Below are 19,973 nucleotides of genomic sequence, written 5' to 3'. Positions count from 1 at the left end.
TTCGCTACTAGTCGAAAGTTAACATTTTATTCCAGCATAAGAATTTAAGAAAGGAGATGCATGCATGAAGCTGAACACGCATAGTTCTACACCGCTTTATATTCAGCTAAAGCAAGCACTTACAGAGGATATTCATAGAGGTATATACTCCCCTGGCGAAAGACTGCCAACGGAAACAGACTTATGTGAAATCTATGGTGTAAGCCGAATTACAGTTAGAAAAGCCGTTCTGGAATTAGTAGAGGAAGGCTTTCTTGTCAGGCAGCAAGGAAAGGGAACATTTGTGCAACATCCAAAGGTAAAACGGGAATTAATCGCAGTCAACGGACATTCCGAGTATATGTCGGAATTAGGGAAAGCCCCCCACAACAAGATCCTTTCATTCAACATCCAGCCTGCATCTAAACAAATTGCTGCAGTATTGTGTGTCTCTTCAGAAAGTGATGTACTGGAACTGCAGCGTATTTTATATTTTGACGATAAACCTCTCGCTTTGGAAATTTCTCATTATCCCCTTAGTGTCTTCCCGAACTTGAATCAGTACGTTCAAGATTCGATTTCTATGTATGAGACATTAAAAAGCAAGTATAATGTAACACCTGTTCATAATCAGAAATTATTAAATTTAATCTTTGCCAACGCCGCGGAGGCAAGGCATTTGGAATGTGAAGTGGGAGAACCGCTCTTTAAGGTTGAGAAAATTGCATATGATGTCACCAAGCAGCCGATTCATTCTTCCTTTCTATATTATCCTGCAAACCGTGTGACATTTACAATCGATACATCTACCTCATAAGAAAAGGGGAATGAGTCCACGTTATAATGTGCGACTTCATTCCCCTTTTTTCCTTATGTATTCTTTAGCTTCGAACAATGGCAGAATCAGAAGTATAGTCTTTTCCGTAGCCAAATGCTCCATAATATTGGCAGGTTTGCGATGCAACTGTGGCTCCTATATGCAAGGCCTGTTTTACGTTCTTTTCTTGTACATAAGAGGAGAGAAAGCCTGCAATAAAGGAATCGCCAGCCCCTAACGTATCTACAACCGAGGTTGGGATAATAGGCTGTTTGTATATTTCATTTTCAATTGATAAAATGGCACCTTCTCCACCACGTGTGATGCATACTACCTTTGTCCCTAGCGAATGTACCTTCCCAATTAATTCTACACACTCCGGCTCCGTTAGGCCGCTTCCAGAGAAAAAGGCATAGCTTATATGCGGACAAACTTGCTGCAAATACGGTTCTTCTTGATTGGTAGAAAAGTCAAATGCAATATCAATCACCTGACTTAATTTCGGAAGATGATGCTCTAGACGGCTATACACACTTGTATGGAGAAGGTCGTGCTGACGGATATAATCAAAGTCCTGCTCATCCAGCACAATTCCCATCCGTGATTGAACACCTCCCTTATTGGAGCCGACAAAAATACGATCCCCTTCCTCATCAAGCGTAACAACAGCCATTCCGTTCTCCCCGACAGCTTGTCTGATTCTGCTGATGTCTACCGTTTCCTGCCGTAGCGACTCCAGCACATGGATAGCTGCTTCATCGTTTCCTACAATCCCCATATAGGAGGACTGTTCATGATTTAATCGGTTGCATAACACCGCTACATTCAGTGCATTGCCACCAGGATAAATTTTCCCCTGATCTTTATAATAATCTACTACGTTATCCCCGATTGCCAATAATTTCATTGATATTTCCTCCCCATTATCCTTTTATACTTCCATTTGCAATCCCACGAACAAAATATTTTTGCAGGAATAAGAAAACAACAACAATTGGTACGGCTGAGATTGTCAATCCAGCCAACAATACTCCCCAATCCGTCTGCAATACATCCCGGAACTGCATGAGCCCAGCCGGTATTGTTTTTAAACTATTATCGTCTATAAAGATAATAGCAAACATAAATTCATTCCATGTATGATAGGCTGTCAAAACGGTAGCTGTCGCTAAAATAGGCTTGCTCATTGGCAAGAAAATCCTTACAAATATCCCCAAGCTTGTACAACCATCTAGATAAGCCGACTCCTCAAGCTCTTTCGGAATAGATAGAAAGTAAGAACGAATGAGCAATATTGTGAATGGGATACGATACGCAGTATAAGGAAGAATCAACGCCCAATACGTATTATACAGACCGATTGACTGAATCATCTTATAGAGCGGAATTAAGCTAACCTGAGGAGATAGCATAAGTCCCCCTAAACAAATAATAAGAATAATAGATTTAAACTTAAATTCAAACCGGGACAATCCATATGCACCCAATGAGCTGACTAAAACAGTTATCATACAAGTCAGCGCCGTTACAATTACGCTGTTTAAGAAGTAGGAAGAAATTCCTTGGTTCCAAGCAGCCGTGTAATTTTCAAATAACCATTGCTTAGGAAGAGCCCAGCTATGAGTAAAAATTTCATCGGTGGTCTTGAATGAACTCATTACCATCCATAGTAATGGATAAGCAATGACAACTAAGTATGCAATCAGCATCATGTATACACCTGTTAGCCCAGCATAGCTTGTTCCCCGTTTTTTTCTTTTCACAGCTTCCACAGATAGGGTTGCTGTCACAGACTCCGGCTTTGAAACCTCCATGCTTACTCCTCCCTTCCTGTTTTGAATAGCCCCATTTGAACAGCGGAAAGAATTACGGTGATTATCAGAATGACGGTTGCGATTGTAGATGCATATCCCATCGCATCCTTCACAAATGCATTCTTATATAAGTATGTGCTCAGTACCTCAGATGCATTTCCTGGCCCTCCGCCTGTTAAAATATACGGCTCGTTAAATACTGTAAACGCTCCAGCCAAGGTCATAATAACGGTTACAAATGACATTTCCTTCGTTTGCGGGACTGTAACATGGAAGAACAATTGTATTTTATTCGCACCGTCTATTTCACCAGCCTCGTATAGTTCGGACGAGATTTTCTGAATCGCCACGATATACAGCATCGCGATATACCCAATTGATTGCCATTGAGATACTGCAATCACCGCATACATTGCGGTATCGCTATCGCCTAGCCACGCCTTTGCCAGATTATCCAGTCCTATCCCGCGCAGTAATTGATTTAGCAATCCAATATCGGGATTATAGAAAAAGCTAAATAACAGCGCGATGACAGTCATCGAAATCACAACGGGAAGAAAATAGATAGTTCTAAAAATAGGGGAAAACTTGCGAATCAGCTTGTCTTCTAAAACGGCAGCAATTACCAATCCCCCAAAGACTTGGCATATAATTGAGATAATTGCATAGAGAACATTATTTTTTAAAGCCTGGTAAAAGACTGGATCTTGAAACAAGTTTACATAGTTATCGAGCCCTACGAATATTTTATCTGGAGAAAAGGAGCTCCACTTATAGAAGCTGGAACTGATATTTTGGAAAATCGGAACATAGACAAATAATAAAAATACCAATGCCGGAAACAGATATAGGAATGGTATGAACTTATTGCGTTTTAACACGATTGTCTCACTCCTTTTACTGAAAGAGAAGGCAGAGGGCTGCCTTCTCCTCTCTCGCGTCATCAATTTTCAGATGCTCTTAGGGCATCCGCAGCTTTTTGTACCTCTTTCATAACCTCTTGAGGAGTTTTTTCTCCATTCAGCATCAGTTGAGTATTCGTTAAGTACGCATCTACTATTTCTATATCCACATCTGTATCAAACCAAGGAACCATTTGCTTAGCATTTAAAATCTGATTAACCGCTTCTATTTGAATTGGAGTAGCATTGGTCTCATTCGCAGTCCCTTTTACTGCACTATACTTGCCAACATCCTTCACTAATTTTTCTCCCATTTCCTTAGAGGTTAAGAACTTCAGAAACTCCATTGCTTCTTTTGGGTGCTTTGTTTGTGACGAAACCATAAAGCCTTCAGGTGCCCCTGTTAAATAAGCCGAATCTCCTTTTTGTCCTTCAATTGCAGGGAAATGAAAGAGTCCTAAGTTTTTCACATCTGGTACCAATGAGATTTCGGCTGTTTCTGCATACAGAATGCCAGCTTTACCCGAATTAAATGTTCCTCTTGCATATTCATGGTCAACAGAATTTGAGTTTTCTGTAAAATAAGGGATCAACTCTTTGATTTTTTTCAGTGCTTCTACATAGCCAGAGTCTGTAAATGCTCCTGTTTTCGGATTATAGTCCTTTTCACGCGTTTTTTCGTCAACCAACCTTTGATTCAAAGTTCCAATATAATGGGAAATTGGCCATGTAGCTTTGCTTCCAAATGCGATAGGAGTGTAGTTATTTTCTTTTAATACTTCTAGTACCTTCATGAACTCGTCCCATGTTGTAGGAGGCTGCAAATTCAACTTTGCAAAGATATCCTTGTTGTAGAAAAATGACTTACCGTCCATTTGCCAAGGTACACCGTAATATTTATTATCGAATGAAAACGGGGTGATTTGATTTTGAACAAGCTGGGAGGACCAAGCTGTATCTTCCTTATAATAAGAGGTTAAATCAAGAGCTTTATTTCCTTGTACAAACTTGTAGGCAAATTGGTCACTCCACGTAAAATATATGTCGGGGGGATTATTCGTTCCTAGTAATACTCTAATCTTTTCTTTATAGGAATCATTTAAGACAGCTTCTGTTTGAATGTCGATATTAGGATGCTGCTTTTCGAACTCCTGCACAACATTCTCAAAATAGCTTTTCTCAGGCTCCTTTGGCCACCTGTGGAAAAATTTTAACGTAATTGTTCCCTTCTCATCTTTTGCCTCAGAAGACGTTTTTTGGCCAGAACAGCCGCCAAGCAATAAAGATAAGCCCAAAACTGATGCCAATACAAGCTTTGCCTTTTTCATTGATATTGCCCCCTTATCAACTTATGTTTTAAAGAAAACTCGCCAATTGGCGAGCCCTGCCCTTTGGCGAAGACAGAGACGTAGTTGCGCTTATATGGTATTCTTAAAATTTCCGACTACATCGAATTCGCTTCTAGCTGGAAATTTATCCTTTCTTACAGTATAAGAAAAGCGGATCTGCGCCTTTTGCTCGTGAAGGACAGCTCTCCGACCGATTAGATATCTTTTATCTCATCGGTCGGGGAGCCTTCCCTTACAGTCAGCAGTCCATGTTATCTGAAAAATATTCCTAAAATTTATTATATCTTTGATAAAAACTATACCATAATGTCATATAACATTATATTGTAGATTTTAAAAAGAGTAAATATTCAAAGTTTTATTAAGATAGATTAATATTCCACCTTCCACATATAACGTCTTGTACTTAACGGATGATTACGCGCTTCTGCTAGCTCTTCTGCATACTTACGTAATACACGGTTTAAGATTAGCGGCGCAATGTATCCTTTTACCTCTTCATCGATACCTGCAAGATCGTATTCCTTTGCATCTAAGATAGTAAGCTTCTTTCCGTAGCGCTTAGAGAAGGACAGCGCTCTCTCTTCCAACGCTCTTGTTTCATCTAACCCCAGCAGGATGATAAATGGTACTTTCTCATCAATAATTTCAAATGGACCATGGAAATACTCACCAGCATGGATTGCGTGTGAATGAATCCACTGCATCTCCATAAGAATACAAATACTGAAGGAATAAGCAACTCCATAGTTAGCCCCACTTGCCATTGTATAGATGACAGGCTCTTTTGCATGAGATGCTGCGAACACCTTTGCATTTTCGCCTTCTTGTTGCAATGCTTTTTCATACACAGCTTGTAAATTCTCTAAGCTTGTGACTAACCTTACAAACTTTTCATTGTTTTCAACAACATGCAATACCCCAAAGACTAATTGATATAAAACGCCAAGATTAGTATCGAAAGCGTTTACATCATTACCCCATTCATATTTCAAGAAACGGTCTGAGTTTTTGGCTAATGGAGACTCTGGCTCATTCGTCAAAGCTACTGTATAAGCCCCTTTTTCTTTTGCAAACTTAGCGGCCTCTACTGTTTCAGGAGTCGTTCCGGACATGGAACACAAAATAACTAGTGATTCTTCCCCTAGTTGACGTGGATTTCGATGAATAAACTCATTTGAACTATACAAATCAGAAACAAGTTTTGTTGCTTCACGATCTAGCACATACTTCGCCGGATACATAATAGCAGAGGAACCGCCGCATGCTACAAAAAATATATTGCTGATGCTTTTACTTTGCAATTCATCCAACACAACCTGCACTTGACTGTTTACATTCGCTACCGCTTTACTCATTTCTTTCCACCTCTTATTTTCATTTTATATAACATAGTTTTTTAATATGTTATATATTGTTATGTTACATAATATTTTGTTATGCGTCAATATGTATTTTCTGAATTTTTCTAATATTTCATTTATTACTCTGTTTTGAACCTATATAAATAGGACAGCTCTAAAAGTCCGCAAAAACTAGACATTTAGAACTGCCCTTTCTATCCTATTAAGCAGATTTTCTATTTTCATCCCCAGGGATTATAGGGTTCTTCTTCAACTGGCCATAGAATAAAATACCGCTTGCAAGCAACAGCATACCAAATAAGAAAGTTTTCATATCAGCTGTTCCTGCTTTAATCACCCATAAGGAATATACTGTGGAGAGCACAGCAATCACACCATCAACTACTCGCCCTCTCCCGTTTTCATACGTCTCACCCGTAATAACAAGCTTGAGCTGGAAAATAGAAGAAATGAAATACGGTATTAAATATGAAAGCGTCGCAATGACAATTACAAAATCAAACGCTGCAGAAATGGAATTGGAAACTGTTGAGAAAATGAATAGCTGTCCAAGTAAATTTGTCACAACAAGAGAAAATATAGGAGTTCCTTTTTTATTTTCCTTCAAAAACGCTGGGATAAACATTCCCTGCTTTGCGGCTTGATATGGTACCTCAGAGCTTAACATCACCCAGCCAAGCGTAGAACCAATTAAACTAATAAGTCCTACACCAGCCAATACTTTTCCGCCAATCGGACCAAGTACAGTTGCAATGGCATCAATTAGCGGTTTATCAGAATGAATCAATGCTTCTTGATCCAACATCCCCATAACAAGTGTACTAATACCGATATAAATTGCAAGCGCAATAAACAAACCAAGTGTAGTTGCGCGTTTCACATCCACTTGCTTCCTTGCTCTAGAAGCAAATACAACAGCCGACTCTACACCGATAAATGCCCAAAGCGTCGAGAGAGCTGCATTGTTGATTTGTCCGAATAATCCAATCGCATTACCTGCCTCATCTGTCTTATCCGCGACAAATGGCAACATATTCGCTTTCTCGAATGCAAACAAAGCAACGATAATAAACAATGCAAATCCCATTATCTTTGCAGAAGTTGCCAAAAAGTTAAGTTTACCGGCATTTTCTAAACCGCGTAAAATAATAAAATGGATTGTCCATAGTAACAGCGTACATACAAGGAATGTTAATGCATTTCCTACCTTCAATGTAAAGGAACCGATTGTAAATAATTCTGCTTTACTTGTAAGTACAGGGAAAAATGTAGATAAATACCCCGCAAATGTCGTAATAATTGCAATATTACCAGCCAAGTTTCCAATCCAATATCCCCAAGAAGCCATAAAGCCCGATAAAAGCGAGGCCTTTGAACCTGACTTAAACAATTCCTTAGCATAAATTTGCGGACCGCCATTTAGGTTTGGCTTACGAATTGCTAAATTTCCAAACACTAAGGCTGTCATAAGTACGCCCAAGCCAGTTAAAACCCAAGCGCCTATTACACCAGCCGGGCTGGCAACTTCAGCTAAAGAACGAGGCAGCATAAAAATACCGGACCCGACCATATTCCCGACAACAAGGGATGTCAAAATCCATAACCCGAGCTTATTTCCTTTACTCATTTTATTTGTTCCCCTCTCGACATATCCTATCGCTCAAAAGTAGATGGCTATCTGCTTTTTGCCGTTGCATGTTCTATAATCAGCACAAAAAAACACACCCTCTGACGGGTGTGCAGGCAAACTCATCCGCATCAGACAAAAAGATAGTTCATCATAGCACTCGCTATGACAGTTCTGCACCTATTCGGATACAGCCCCAGCTGCTTTGGTTGGAGAACCGCAGCGCTTCGGCAGTGCTTCCTTTCCATCGCATTCTTCAAGCTCCCCAGCTCTCCCGCTATGTACTCTTAAACACCGCAACCTCTACCTCATCTTGAGCTGATGAGGAAGTATTATTTTATTATACTAAACTAGCATACACAGAGAATATCTATGCGTCAACACGAAACATTATTCCAAATCATGCACCCTCATGATTTTAATTATTCAAAATAAATAAAAATTCAGAATAGACAATAAAATATCTTCTCTCTTTCAAACATATTCACAAATATACAAAATATTAAAAAATTAAAATTTTATATCAAAAAGACAGGTATTGAGTTTTCAGTTACCTTGAAAATGGCGAAAAGAATGCTTTATACCCCCTTGTTTAAATTATATTAAAAAACAAAATCCAAACACTCTAACTGGTATAAATCGTATAAAACTATCCTCCCTGGAATGAAGGTACTCCTTGTTTGACCTCACTTTCATCCCACACCTAAAGGAGTGGGCTTTCCCATTCGGAAAATCTGTAATGTAAAGAAAACTCGCCGACTGGCGAGTTTCCTTTACATTACCTTGCTATTGCTCCTTTTTCAAGCTATAGTACTTACAAAATAAATTACGAAGGAGCACAGCATGATCTATCACACTACATATATATCAGGGACATATAAAGTAAAAGGATACATTGCTTTCCCGAGCGGATTCTATATGTCACCGGTAGAATTACAGGAGAAGATGGAACAATTTTATGAAGCAGATAACCTGCCGCTTACAACGATCGCAAGCTCTACTGGAAAAGACCGGAAATTTCTCCTTTCACACAAGCTCCCTGCCTTCATCTATTGCCGAGGCGGCATCGGAAAAGTCGGCCGCGTAAAAACCGATTGGGTAGAGCAATTTGCAAATCATGGCTACATCGTCTTTGCTCCTTGCTATCGAGGAAACGAAGGCGGCGAAGGGCGTGATGAATTTGGCGGTGCTGAAAATGAGGATGTACTCTCGGCCTATCGTTTTTTGCGCAGCCTTCCATTTGTCGATGAAAACCGCATTTCTATTATGGGATTCTCGCGCGGTGCCATTAACGCGGCGCTAACTGCGGCCGCACTTCCTGATATTCACACGTTAACCCTTTGGGGCGGTGTATCCCATCTGGTGCAGACGTACGAAGAGCGGATCGACCTGCGAAGAATGCTTAAACGAGTAGTTGGCGGCTCGCCATCTAAAGTACCAGATGCGTATACAAATCGTTCACCCATCTGCATGGCGCATCGGATCACATGTCCTGTCCTCATCATGCACGGGACTGAGGATGTACAAGTAGATTTTCAGCACGGATTCAGTATGTACCAGAAGCTGCAGGAGCTTGGACATAAGGTTGAGCTGCACCAATACGCTGGCTTGGGGCATCATCTTCCGCCCCACGTCCATAAAGAAGCCTTGTCTAATATGTTTAAGTGGATCAAACAGCAATCTACTTAAATCGCTCTAATTGCTGAAGCATATTTTCCTTTGTTAAAATAGCAATTTGCCGTTCACCAAACAAATCAAAATGAGGATACTCAGAACGATGATGCAGCGCTCGCGCCGGAATACCATATGCTTCTCCCCATTTGAGCAGCTTATCCAAATCAGAACAGCCTACCTTTGTGACTGTTCTCATCTCGGGAAATCGATCATCAAGCCAATAATGGGTCAAAAACGCGATTTCCCCTCGCTTTACCTTCTCCTTCCACTCTTGCAATTCTTGTCGCTTAATTCCAAAAGCCATCTTCTCACCCTCTCTCATTAGCTTAGTTTCTTTCTAGTACGAAAGCTATATCCATGAATTTTTTCCCTTTTATCTCCTACTCTGTCTGCAGTTGATTCAACTTTCTATACTCTCCCGGCGCCACACTTGTTTCTTCAGAAAAAACAGACGTAAAATAATAGACAGAGGAAAAGCCTGTAGCTTCTGATATTTCTTTAATCGCTAAGTTTGTTGAACGCAGCATTTCAGCTGAGACTCTTACCCTTTCTTTGCGCACAAACGCTGTAAAGGATACACCTAAAATTTCACTAAATAACCGAGATAAATGCCGAGGTGAAATGTGCAGATATTGAGCTACATCCGTCAAAGACAGAGGCTGGGCTAGATTATCTTGAATAAACAGCTGTGCCTGCTGAATCAGTTTATTAGCAGATGAGTGAGCGTGAGGATGTTTACGCTCATCCACAATGCTCATAGGACAAAATAATACTTGCAGCGAAAGCAGCAAACTATAGCCAAGGGACCGCAACAATACATCTGGACACGGCTGACTCGCATGGTCCAGTAATGTTTTCCATAAAAGTGCCGCTGGTGACTGCGTAGCGTCTTCAATATAAAAATCTGATGTTTCAGCAAGCTTTCTAAATAAATGGATAGTCTCTTCGGTTGAAGTACCTTCATCAATTTCAAATCCAACCCACAACAAAGATAAATTCTGCCCTTTGTGAATTCTATGCAGCTTGCCAGGACGCGAACAAAAAAAGGTCCCTTTCTGAAGTGTGTAGTCCTTGCCGTCCTCCAAGTAAAGACCTGAACCATCCAGGACATAACATATCTCAAAAAACGAATGTTTGTGAATTGGATTGTCCTGATGATTCGGATGTGCTCCCCAGTAATAAACGCGAAAAGAGGCCTCATCGCCAGGCAAATAAGCAGCTCCTTTTTGCAGTGTATAAATGGCAGTACTGATATTCATTAGGCTCCTCCAGTTAAACGAAAGATGTTATCAAGAGTTTATCAAAATACCTCTTCACAATCTAACATATTAGTAGTTATTTTATACTCAACCTGTTTACATCCATCCGTGCTTTTCTCCACTAGGTTTTCCTTAAACTCAGAAGGTGTTATGGCCAGAAAAAAAAAAGCAGCCTCCGTATACAAGGCTGCTCCACATTCGTTATTAATACCCTATCCATACATTTCTATTTTCAGCTAAACCCGTACAAGTAAGCTTAACCAGCAAATTTCGGATGAACACACCAGCTTGTACTAAGACGATTGCTCCCGCCCGCCGTGTGCAAACTATATATTCACAATTCAGATTACCCCTAAACGCAAGCGTTTACAATTACCATTTTAAAAATAGATAGTTATTCTTATTGGGCCTTCGCCATTGATTCCTTTGTTTTATCTTCGCCATATCGGGAACGGAAGTACGCTTCTATCTCTTCAAGCGTACGACCATTTGTTTCTGGCATAAATTTGTAAACGAAACCAATTCCTAATAAACCAAGAGCAACGAAAACAAAGAATGTCGTGGATAAGCCTACGTAATTTAGCAATATCGGGAAAGTAAAACCAATAATAAAGTTTACAACCCATAGGAAAAATACACTAATACCAGAGCCAAGACCTCTTAACCTTTGCGGGAAAATTTCTGCAGTCACTAACCATGTTACTGGTCCAATACATCCTTGCATAAAGGCAAGGAATAGAACTGTTAAAGAAAGTACAACATAAGGTAACGCAGCAGATCCTTTCAGAACCATTGAGAAGAGCGCAATAAGGAAAAGGCATGTTGTCGTTCCGGATAAACCAATAATCAACATGGGACGACGGTTAACCCTGCCAATCATCCAAATACCAAATATTACAGCAAGCACTGAAATAAGTCCATTCGCAATGTTCGCAATTAATGCCGTCTTTGTACCGAAACCAGATTGTTCAAGGATTTGCGTTCCATAATACATAATGGAGTTGACACCTGTGATTTGATTCACGACGGAAACTCCAATCCCAACCAGCAAAATCCGACGTAACCATGGTACGGAAAAGTCTTTCATCGTCGCTTTTTCAAGATCTGCATCTTTTCTTACTGCTTCTTCAATTTCATTAAATTCAACATCAGCTTGTTTCTCATCACGTATTAGCTTAAGGACACGCAGCGCCTCATCTTTTTTTCCTTTTGATGCCAGCCATCTCGGACTTTCTGGAACCTTGAGCATACCTACAAATAACAGTAAAGCTGGAATTGCAGAAATAACAAGCATATAACGCCAAACATGCCCAGTACTAGCCATTGCAACACCAAGAATTGCGTTGATGACATAAGCTAATAATTGTCCGCCGGTAATCATAATTTCATTTTGGGCTACCATTCGGCCTCGTTTCTCATGAGGTGCCATTTCTGCCAAAAAGGCCGGTACCATAGATGATGCTCCCCCAACAGCAAGCCCAAGTAAGAATCGGAAGATGATCATGATTGAAATATTAGGTGCAACTGTCGTCCCAAGTGACGCTAACAAGAATAACAATGAAAGATTAAGGATCATTTTACGACGACCATATTGATCTGTTAATCGGCCGCCGAATAAAGCACCAAATGCTGCTCCTAAAAGAAGCGAGCTTGTAACAAGCCCTTCTGTAACTGGCGTTAGATTCAGCTGATCAGGTCTTGCCATAAAGGGTAACGCACCATTCACAACACCAGTGTCATATCCAAAAAGAAGTCCCCCAAATGTTGCCGAAATCATAATCGTTCGTAAATAACTTTTATAATTTCTTGGTTTCTTCATTCCCTGATTACTCATTACTATCATCCTCGTTTATTGTATTTTGCCAAGTTCCAGTGCATACCTTGTTACATGCAAGGTAACCAAAGAAGATGTATATTCAGTATTCAATGTCAAGCACAAACTTTGGCTTAGAGCCTGATAAACTCTACAATAAGGTTTTTGAGATAGTCACTCCCAAAAACCTTATTGTAATGGCAGCTTTATCTATTGTTTATTGGTATTCTACCCATACAGCACCATTGTCAGCGGAGCGTACACAATTCTCTACCCAACGAACGCCTTCTACTCCTGCCTCAATTCCTGGGTACCAAATGTTTTCTAGCGTTTTTCCATGATCTGCCGCATTCATCGCCTTCGCAAAACGAGTATAAAGATTGGACCATGCTTCAAATAAGCCCTCAGGGTGCCCACCGCCAATGCGGTCATCAACCAATGCCTCAGGATACAGATAGTCCATTCCACGTTCTAAAATCTGTACTGGTTTTCCTTGTACTTCATAACGCAGCTGATTAGGCTGCTCGTCCCACCATTCAATACTTGCCTTGGAACCGATCACACGAATCTTTTGTCCGTGCATGGAGCCAGCATTTACGCAGCAAGACCACACAGTACCAACAGCACCATTATCATATTCCATAATTGTGTAGGCATTGTCTTCTAGCGGGGCACGGCTTTTCACAAAGCTTTGGCGTGTACACAATAGTTTTTGGATTTTCATCTCCGGGAGCATAACCTCTGACAAATAGAGTGGATGTGTTCCTAAATCACCCAATACATAGCTTGGCCCTGCCATTTTTGGATCCACACGCCATTTCGTACTCGCATTATTTTCTTCTACAGCCCCAGAGTGGAAGCCGTGCGCAAACTGCATATTTACAATTCGGATTTCTCCTAGATCCCCATTCGCAATCATCTGACGCGCCTGTTCAATTGCCTGATGACCTGAATAACCATATGTGATGCCAACAACACGATTCATCTTTTTCGCAAGAGCTTCTAGTTCTTTTGCCTCTTCAGTAGTAAAGCATAGAGGCTTTTCACATACTACATGCAAGCCAGCCTGCAATGCAGCCTTGCAGATTTCATAGTGAGTGCCATTTGGAGTTGCGATTGAAACAGCTTGAATACCATCTTCACGCTTTGCCTCTTCCGCAAACATCGTTTTATAATCAGGATAGCAGCGCTCTGGATCTACATGTAAGTTAACTCCAAAGTCCCTACCGCGTTCCGGATTAATATCAAATGCACCAGCAACCAATTCAAAATTATAATCACGCAGCGCAGCTGAACGATGAATATAACCAATTTGGCTTCCTCGTCCACCGCCTACCATTGCCCAACGAATAGGTTTATCAATATTTTTTTCACCATAAATCATGTATCATTTCCCCTTTTGTTATCTTAATTTTTTAATTAATAGCCAACACTCTTTAAAAAAGCTATGCTCTGACTCACATCTCGCAAACTCGTATCAGAATTTCTAGGGTCACGTTCTTGTTCAATCGTAATATATCCGTGATAATTGATTTCTTTTAGTAATTTGAGAATTGAATGATAGTCAATAATACCTTGTCCAATCGGGCACATTACCCCCTTAGCGCAGGCGTCAAAAAAGCGGATATGCTCTCCCATCACTTGCTCATAAATCTCTAAATCAATATCCTTAAAGTGGATATAATCTAGCCGATCTGCATAGTTTCGAAGCCACTCCTCCGGATCCATTTTTGAATAATAGAGATGCCCGGTATCAAGACATAGTCCCGCAGTTTCATAAGGAATATCTTCTAAAAGCTGCTTGATTTCGTCTTCAAATTCGATATAGCCGCCTGCATGAGGATGAATAACAGATCTTACGCCGTATTTTGTCCATGCCAACTCCGCGAGTGCACGAATATGAGCCATCATATTATCCCAGTCCTGGTCAGATAAACGTTTTGCTCGATCAGGGTGACCAGCTGCATAATCTCTTTCCTCATGTCCCCAGTCGATGATTACCAAATAAGGAGTTGGAAAGTGTTGTCCATCCTCCTGTGGAGAAGGCGGCAGCTTGGTAATTAATGAGCAAATGTCATCTACTTGACGCAATAAGCTTTCTAAGTTAGACTCTGATACCAAATCGTCAAAAATTGTTCCCGCAATTATCGTCAGATCATTTTTGGCAAGCTCTGCTTGTACCCGTTCAATATCCATCGGAATATAACCATAAGGCCCTAGCTCAATTCCTTTATAACCAGCTTGTGATGCTTCCTGTAATACCCGCTCCCATGGTGGAAGATATGGATTTTTCGGATCATCTACTCCCCAACAACAAGGTGCTCCTGCAATTTTAATTCCCATTTCAAACACCCCTATTTCTTTATATATTGTTTTTGTATTTTAATTTTCATTTTTATCCTTCATCGGACATACTCCCGTTGATTCTCTACGAATTAACTTAGGTAACATTAAAACTGCTTGCTTGCTTTCATTTTTTTTCTCTATCTCTTCTACAAGTAAATCTACAGCAAGTGCACACATATTTCGAATCGGTATTTCAACTGTTGTTAAAGGAGGGTCACTGCTCTTAGATAACAAAGTGTTATCAAATCCTGTAATAGAGAGATCTTCCGGAATCTTTATGTTTTTTTCTCGTGCACCTAGAAGAGTACCTATTGCTAATATATCATTACAAGCCATGATTGCAGTCGGTGGATGTAAAGAATCTAACAAATCTCCTGCTAAGCGCTGCGCATGATCCACACTCGAATCACTTATGACGATCAAGTCCTCATGGACCTCAAGATTATGATCTTGCAATGCCTTCCTATATCCACGAATGCGCTCCTGACTACTCGAGTTATCTTCTGCAATCACTGCAATTCTCCGATGGCCAAGAGCAATTAAATGGGCCGCTAGCTCATATCCTCCCATGAAATTATCAACTGTTACGGTATTAATCGCTAAATGCGGATGATATTCAGAAAGAAGTACGACTGGAACAGCTTCCTTTAATAGCTCAGAAACTACTGCTTTATTCCTAAAACCAGCGGCTAGAATAAATCCATCCACACTTTTCTGTCTTAGTAAGGACACATAACGATCTTCTTTCTCAGCTTTGAAATCAGTACTGCAAATAACAAGATTAAATCCATATTCAACAGCGCGATCCTCTACCGCTCTTGCCATTTCTGCAATTACGGAATTGGATATATCCGGTAATAAAAATCCTATCGTAGATGTCCGCTTTCCTGTTAATGCAGATGCAAGGACACTTGGCTTATAGTTTAGTTCCTCTGCTACTTTTAAAACCTTTTGTTTTGTTTTCTTTCCAATCGGTTGATTATTCATGACCTTTGATACAGTAGATATGGAAACCCCCGCTTTTTCTGCAACATCATAGATTGTGAGTTTCATGTAGTAAGTACCTCCTTCCTTCAACCGAACTAGATAAGTGCATCACGTATAGACAGATCATCCTTTCTTTTCATCGGTTGTTTTAGGCGCTTTCTTGAAAGGTTCCAGCAATGACCTATTCCTAATCCTGTTAGGCAGGCCATCGTCGCCCTCATTATGATTAGCGGACAACACTCTTTATAAAGATATCAATTATTTTAATTAAATACGCTATACCGGAAAGCGCTTTCGACCTGGTTTCATTATAGCAGAAACCGCTTTCCATTTATTTACGAAATAGAGACTTTTATTTATGATTTAAGGACAAAAGAATAGAAAAAACAATTTTTACCGATTACTTTTAGTTTTTTATCCCATGTTACATCAATAAATTTTTAACAAAGATAAAATTATTAAGAAATAAAAAAAGCCGATTGCCATCGACTTTTTCTTTAGATTTTACAAATAAATTATGATTTATTTCATGTTCAATTTTCCATAAAGCTCTCGATTGTATTAATTATAAACTGTTGAATGTACTGCTTTGCCGTTAGCGAATTGGTTTTTCAGCTTTCTCCTTGGGTCTCAGTCTTTTAAGATTTGTTCCTGTTAAATTTTCACGCGAATTCAAGAAGGCAATAATCAATAACAAACCGGGTATCACAAGCTGTAATGGAAGATGCACAAAGCTCATGTCAAATATTGATCCTATGCTATTGTGTTCCGTAACATTCCTTACCATAACCTGCCCTAGAGAGATAATAATCACACCAAGCGGAATCAAAATGGAATGGTAGCTCTGCAGCTGAAATAAGTGGGCGGTTCCAATCGCAGCGCCATAGATGTATACACCTACTTTAAAAAACCCCCCTGCTACCATAATCAGGATAACAACCGCATCAATCCGCTCAAGAAAATCTGCCATGGAAACCATCCGTACTGTCACTAAGAGAGGGACATTTATTCTGTCGATCAAATAAGGGCCAAGAACAGACAACACACCCAGCATATTAATAGTTAATAATACTCCTCCAGTCAAAACTGCAGCCCTTCCCACTGTCTTAGCCTTCTTGCTATCGTTTAACATTGGCCAAACCATGGTGAATACAATCAATTCCCCAAATGGTAATGAGGTAAGATTAGGAAATGATGTCTTCCATACCGCTTTTATTCCTGTACCAAGTACAGGTGTAAGTTGTTTCAGATCGACAACTCCTGAAGCATAAATGATGATCCATGTGATGATCCATAATAGCAGCACAACAGGAAACACCATTTCTGCCATTCGTCCAAACACTTCAACGCCACCGCGGAGAGTATAAATAATAACAGCTACAAAACTTGCCATAATTATTAGGCCAGGGGTTTCAACTAAAATGGTCGAAAGGATGAGTTCAGCAAAGTCCCGGCTAATCCTCGCAGCTTGAGAGATAAAATAAATAATATAAGCGATACATAATGGATAGCCAATAAACCTCCCAAAAGTAATTTGAATGATTTGAATCAATGAATTACCTGGGTAATACTCAGATAATATAGTGAAGACTGATATTAAAATAAGTCCATACAACATGCCGACTAACACGGCCAGCCAAGAATCCTGTTTTGCTTCTGTTCCTATAGAAAAAATGATAGCAGTTCCTATTTCAAAAGCTAACATTAAAAGAAAGAGTTGTTTTATGCCTATTTTCTCGTGATTCATTTTACCTTCACCTTTTCTTACCAAGGAACAACTGAGAAATTAATCTACGTGTCTGAATTGTCATAGCAGAACATTTCTCTCTCCAAATTATCCAATTTTTGCACATTAGTATTATTATCGTTCATCCTCTTTTTTAAACAAAAGTTAAGTGGAAAGCTGTTAGCTTCCAGCTGGAAATTTATACGTTCTTACCGTGTAAAAAGGGCAAGTTACAGTCCGTTTATAATTAGGTATTTATAACATAAATTGGAGAAATAATACTACATAAGTAAAACCATCGCTTTAATCATACTAATCAATAGAAATGAAGAGGAATTCCGAAATGACAAAGATTTGTTTTGCTATTGTGCTCATCTCCTTCATCGGACGGTGTATGTATTATTACATAAATGAGATGCTATCGAAGCTTTTTGTTAATATACACTTTTACACTTTCACTATTTTGGAATTGCTGATAGCGGTTATGGGCGCTTGCTACATAATTGTTACAATTATTATGTTAGTAATTTCCCTTATCCGTAGATTGTTTTTTCCATCCTTGAGAAAAGGGACATGATTCCTGCATGAAAGCGGCGGGTTCTCTCAATCCGCCTAAGAAATTTGGATAAAAGGCAACGTGGAGAATTATCAAGACTTCAACGAGAGGGGTATTTGGCATGATAAAAGAGATACTAGGTTGGTGGAAAAAATTAGGAAGTTCTGACCAAAAGCACACAAACTCTCTAGCTAAATCCTCCCCAACCATTAAAGCCCCCTTGGAAAGCGCTACACTTGGCACAAATCTTTCGCAGAATATAAAACAACTGAAAATAATCTTTGATCGCTCTTCCGACATCGTATATAGGGAATTTCAGTTGGGTGAGATTCAAAAAGGAATACTTGTTTTTTTAGACGGTCTTACGAACATGGAATTGATTGATGACGATGTTATCAAACCTTTACTGGAATACGGGAAGAACTCATTGTCACCATCCATGCTTCGTTTTGAGGAACTGGAGACTATGCTTCGAAATCAAGTGATTTCTGCTGCACAGGTAAGCAGCGGAGCACACATTCAAGAGGTGATAGACCACGTACTGTCTGGGGACACTGCTTTAATCCTAGACGGCGTGGGGCAAGCCCTATTCATCAGTGCAAAAGAATGGGAGTCCCGTTCGGTCGAAGAACCAGCGACAGAAGCAGTGATCCGCGGTCCTCGGGAGGGATTCACGGAAAGCCTACGAACCAATACGAGTCTCATTCGCAGAAGATTGAAAACCCCCGAACTTAAAATGGAAGCATTGAAGGTAGGACAGTTATCGAAAACTGATCTCGTCATTACCTATTTGGACAGTATTGCGGATGAATCTTTAGTAGCGGAAGTCCGTGAAAGAATCAGCCGGATTGACATCGATGCGATTTTGGAAAGTGGATATATTGAAGAATTAATTGAAGACAATCCTTATACTATTTTCCCTCAAGTCCAGTACACGGAACGACCAGATAAAGTCGTCGGCAATTTATTGGAGGGGAAAGTAGGGATTATCGTCGACAATACCCCTTTTGCCCTGACTGTTCCGGTTACCTTTTATGAAATGCTACAAGCCAGTGAAGACTATTATGGACGTTATATAATTTCGACGATGATCCGTTGGATTCGCTTTCTATTTTTAGTAATTGCCTTATTATTTCCATCTCTTTATGTTGCCTTGTTAACGTATCATCAGGAAATGCTTCCGAGCACTCTATTATTCAGTGTGGCCGCCTCTCGTGAATCGGTCCCCTTTCCAGCTATTATCGAAGCTTTGCTGATGGAAATTTCCTTTGAAGGATTGCGGGAAGCAGGGGTTCGTCTGCCGAGGCCGGTCGGACAGGCGGTGAGTATTGTCGGAGCTTTAGTAATTGGTCAGGCCGCTGTTACGGCTGGTCTTGTTTCTGCTCCGATGGTTATTGTGGTCGCCATTACCGGTATTGCTTCTTTTATCATTCCAAGCTTCGGCCAAGCGATCGCAATTAGAATGCTGCGTTTCCCTATCATGATATTGGCTGGATCACTAGGATTATACGGAATATTACTAGCCATCTTGCTTATTTTTAGCCACATGTGCCGTCTTCGTTCGTTTGGCATACCGTATTTGTCCCCTATGGCCCCCTTGCATCTTGGTGACATTAAAGATGCGCTTGTCCGAGCACCTTGGTGGAGCATGATAAATCGTCCGGAAGAGAGTGTAAAAGGCAATCCGCAACGAATGAACAAGTCGCTGCGCCCTCGGCGGCCGAAACGTACTAAGTAGGATTTTTCACGGAAGGGTAATG

Annotated in this window: 16 protein-coding genes and 1 riboswitch; of the genes, 3 read left to right on the top strand and 13 right to left on the bottom strand. The window is 40.2% G+C overall.

Going from position 1 to position 19,973, the window contains the following annotated elements; genetic code table 11:
* The first annotated feature begins 64 nt into the window (after positions 1–64).
* Positions 65–796 carry a GntR family transcriptional regulator gene (locus tag AAHB12_RS01955; protein ID WP_342044132.1) on the top strand — a complete coding sequence of 244 codons (732 nt, stop codon included), beginning with the start codon at positions 65–67 and terminating at the stop codon, positions 794–796.
* A 64-nt stretch (positions 797–860) separates the two neighbouring features.
* Here AAHB12_RS01955 and AAHB12_RS01950 read toward each other — a convergent pair whose 3' ends face one another.
* The 6 genes from AAHB12_RS01950 to AAHB12_RS01925 all read right to left on the bottom strand — a co-directional run bounded on the left by AAHB12_RS01950 (position 861) and on the right by AAHB12_RS01925 (position 7,852).
* Positions 861–1,703, bottom strand: a complete 843-nt coding sequence (locus AAHB12_RS01950) for a fructoselysine 6-kinase (RefSeq protein ID WP_342044131.1) — start codon at positions 1,701–1,703, stop codon at positions 861–863.
* Positions 1,704–1,719: 16 nt separating this feature from the next.
* Complete coding sequence (locus AAHB12_RS01945) at positions 1,720–2,610, bottom strand: carbohydrate ABC transporter permease (protein WP_342044130.1); 891 nt, start codon at positions 2,608–2,610, stop codon at positions 1,720–1,722.
* A gap of 2 nt (positions 2,611–2,612) precedes the next feature.
* A complete protein-coding gene (locus AAHB12_RS01940) occupies positions 2,613–3,491 on the bottom strand; it encodes a carbohydrate ABC transporter permease (RefSeq protein WP_342044129.1) in 879 nt (292 codons plus the stop codon).
* A gap of 62 nt (positions 3,492–3,553) precedes the next feature.
* Positions 3,554–4,840: an ABC transporter substrate-binding protein gene (locus AAHB12_RS01935; protein WP_342044128.1), complete on the bottom strand. Its 1,287-nt coding sequence runs from the start codon at positions 4,838–4,840 to the stop codon at positions 3,554–3,556.
* A gap of 392 nt (positions 4,841–5,232) precedes the next feature.
* Entirely contained in the window at positions 5,233–6,219 is a 987-nt protein-coding gene (locus tag AAHB12_RS01930; protein WP_342044127.1) for an SIS domain-containing protein, read from the bottom strand.
* 208 nt (positions 6,220–6,427) lie between these two features.
* Entirely contained in the window at positions 6,428–7,852 is a 1,425-nt protein-coding gene (locus tag AAHB12_RS01925) for an amino acid permease (RefSeq protein ID WP_342044126.1), read from the bottom strand.
* 136 nt (positions 7,853–7,988) lie between these two features.
* Positions 7,989–8,166, bottom strand: a riboswitch (Lysine riboswitch).
* A 529-nt stretch (positions 8,167–8,695) separates the two neighbouring features.
* On the opposite strand from AAHB12_RS01925, the gene AAHB12_RS01920 reads away from it, so the two are divergent.
* Positions 8,696–9,541, top strand: a complete 846-nt coding sequence (locus AAHB12_RS01920) for an alpha/beta hydrolase family protein (protein WP_342044125.1) — start codon at positions 8,696–8,698, stop codon at positions 9,539–9,541.
* Here the strand turns inward: AAHB12_RS01920 and AAHB12_RS01915 are convergent.
* From AAHB12_RS01915 to AAHB12_RS01885, 7 genes are all read right to left on the bottom strand, one after another.
* Positions 9,534–9,830, bottom strand: coding sequence for a hypothetical protein (locus AAHB12_RS01915; protein ID WP_342044124.1), 297 nt, complete (start codon positions 9,828–9,830; stop codon positions 9,534–9,536). The genes AAHB12_RS01920 and AAHB12_RS01915 overlap by 8 nt on opposite strands.
* A gap of 76 nt (positions 9,831–9,906) precedes the next feature.
* A complete protein-coding gene (locus tag AAHB12_RS01910; protein ID WP_342044123.1) occupies positions 9,907–10,785 on the bottom strand; it encodes an AraC family transcriptional regulator in 879 nt (292 codons plus the stop codon).
* Between the two features lie 400 nt (positions 10,786–11,185).
* Positions 11,186–12,604 (bottom strand): sugar porter family MFS transporter, encoded by a 1,419-nt coding sequence (locus AAHB12_RS01905; protein ID WP_342044205.1) that lies wholly within the window; start codon positions 12,602–12,604, stop codon positions 11,186–11,188.
* A gap of 211 nt (positions 12,605–12,815) precedes the next feature.
* Entirely contained in the window at positions 12,816–13,982 is a 1,167-nt protein-coding gene (locus AAHB12_RS01900; RefSeq protein ID WP_342044122.1) for a Gfo/Idh/MocA family protein, read from the bottom strand.
* Positions 13,983–14,017: 35 nt separating this feature from the next.
* Positions 14,018–14,941: a sugar phosphate isomerase/epimerase family protein gene (locus tag AAHB12_RS01895; protein ID WP_342044121.1), complete on the bottom strand. Its 924-nt coding sequence runs from the start codon at positions 14,939–14,941 to the stop codon at positions 14,018–14,020.
* A 39-nt stretch (positions 14,942–14,980) separates the two neighbouring features.
* Positions 14,981–15,997: a LacI family DNA-binding transcriptional regulator gene (locus AAHB12_RS01890; RefSeq protein ID WP_342044120.1), complete on the bottom strand. Its 1,017-nt coding sequence runs from the start codon at positions 15,995–15,997 to the stop codon at positions 14,981–14,983.
* 529 nt (positions 15,998–16,526) lie between these two features.
* Positions 16,527–17,678, bottom strand: coding sequence for a GerAB/ArcD/ProY family transporter (locus tag AAHB12_RS01885; RefSeq protein ID WP_342044119.1), 1,152 nt, complete (start codon positions 17,676–17,678; stop codon positions 16,527–16,529).
* Positions 17,679–18,334: 656 nt separating this feature from the next.
* Here AAHB12_RS01885 and AAHB12_RS01880 point away from each other — a divergent pair.
* The gene (locus AAHB12_RS01880) at positions 18,335–19,951 is read left to right on the top strand and encodes a spore germination protein (RefSeq protein ID WP_342044118.1); all 1,617 of its coding nucleotides are present in this window, start codon (positions 18,335–18,337) and stop codon (positions 19,949–19,951) included.
* Positions 19,952–19,973: the final 22 nt, after the last annotated feature.

The organism is Bacillus sp. OTU530 (assembly GCF_038440375.1).
The sequence above is the reverse complement of the archived record's forward strand: the minus strand, read 5'-3'. Positions and strand labels throughout refer to the sequence as shown.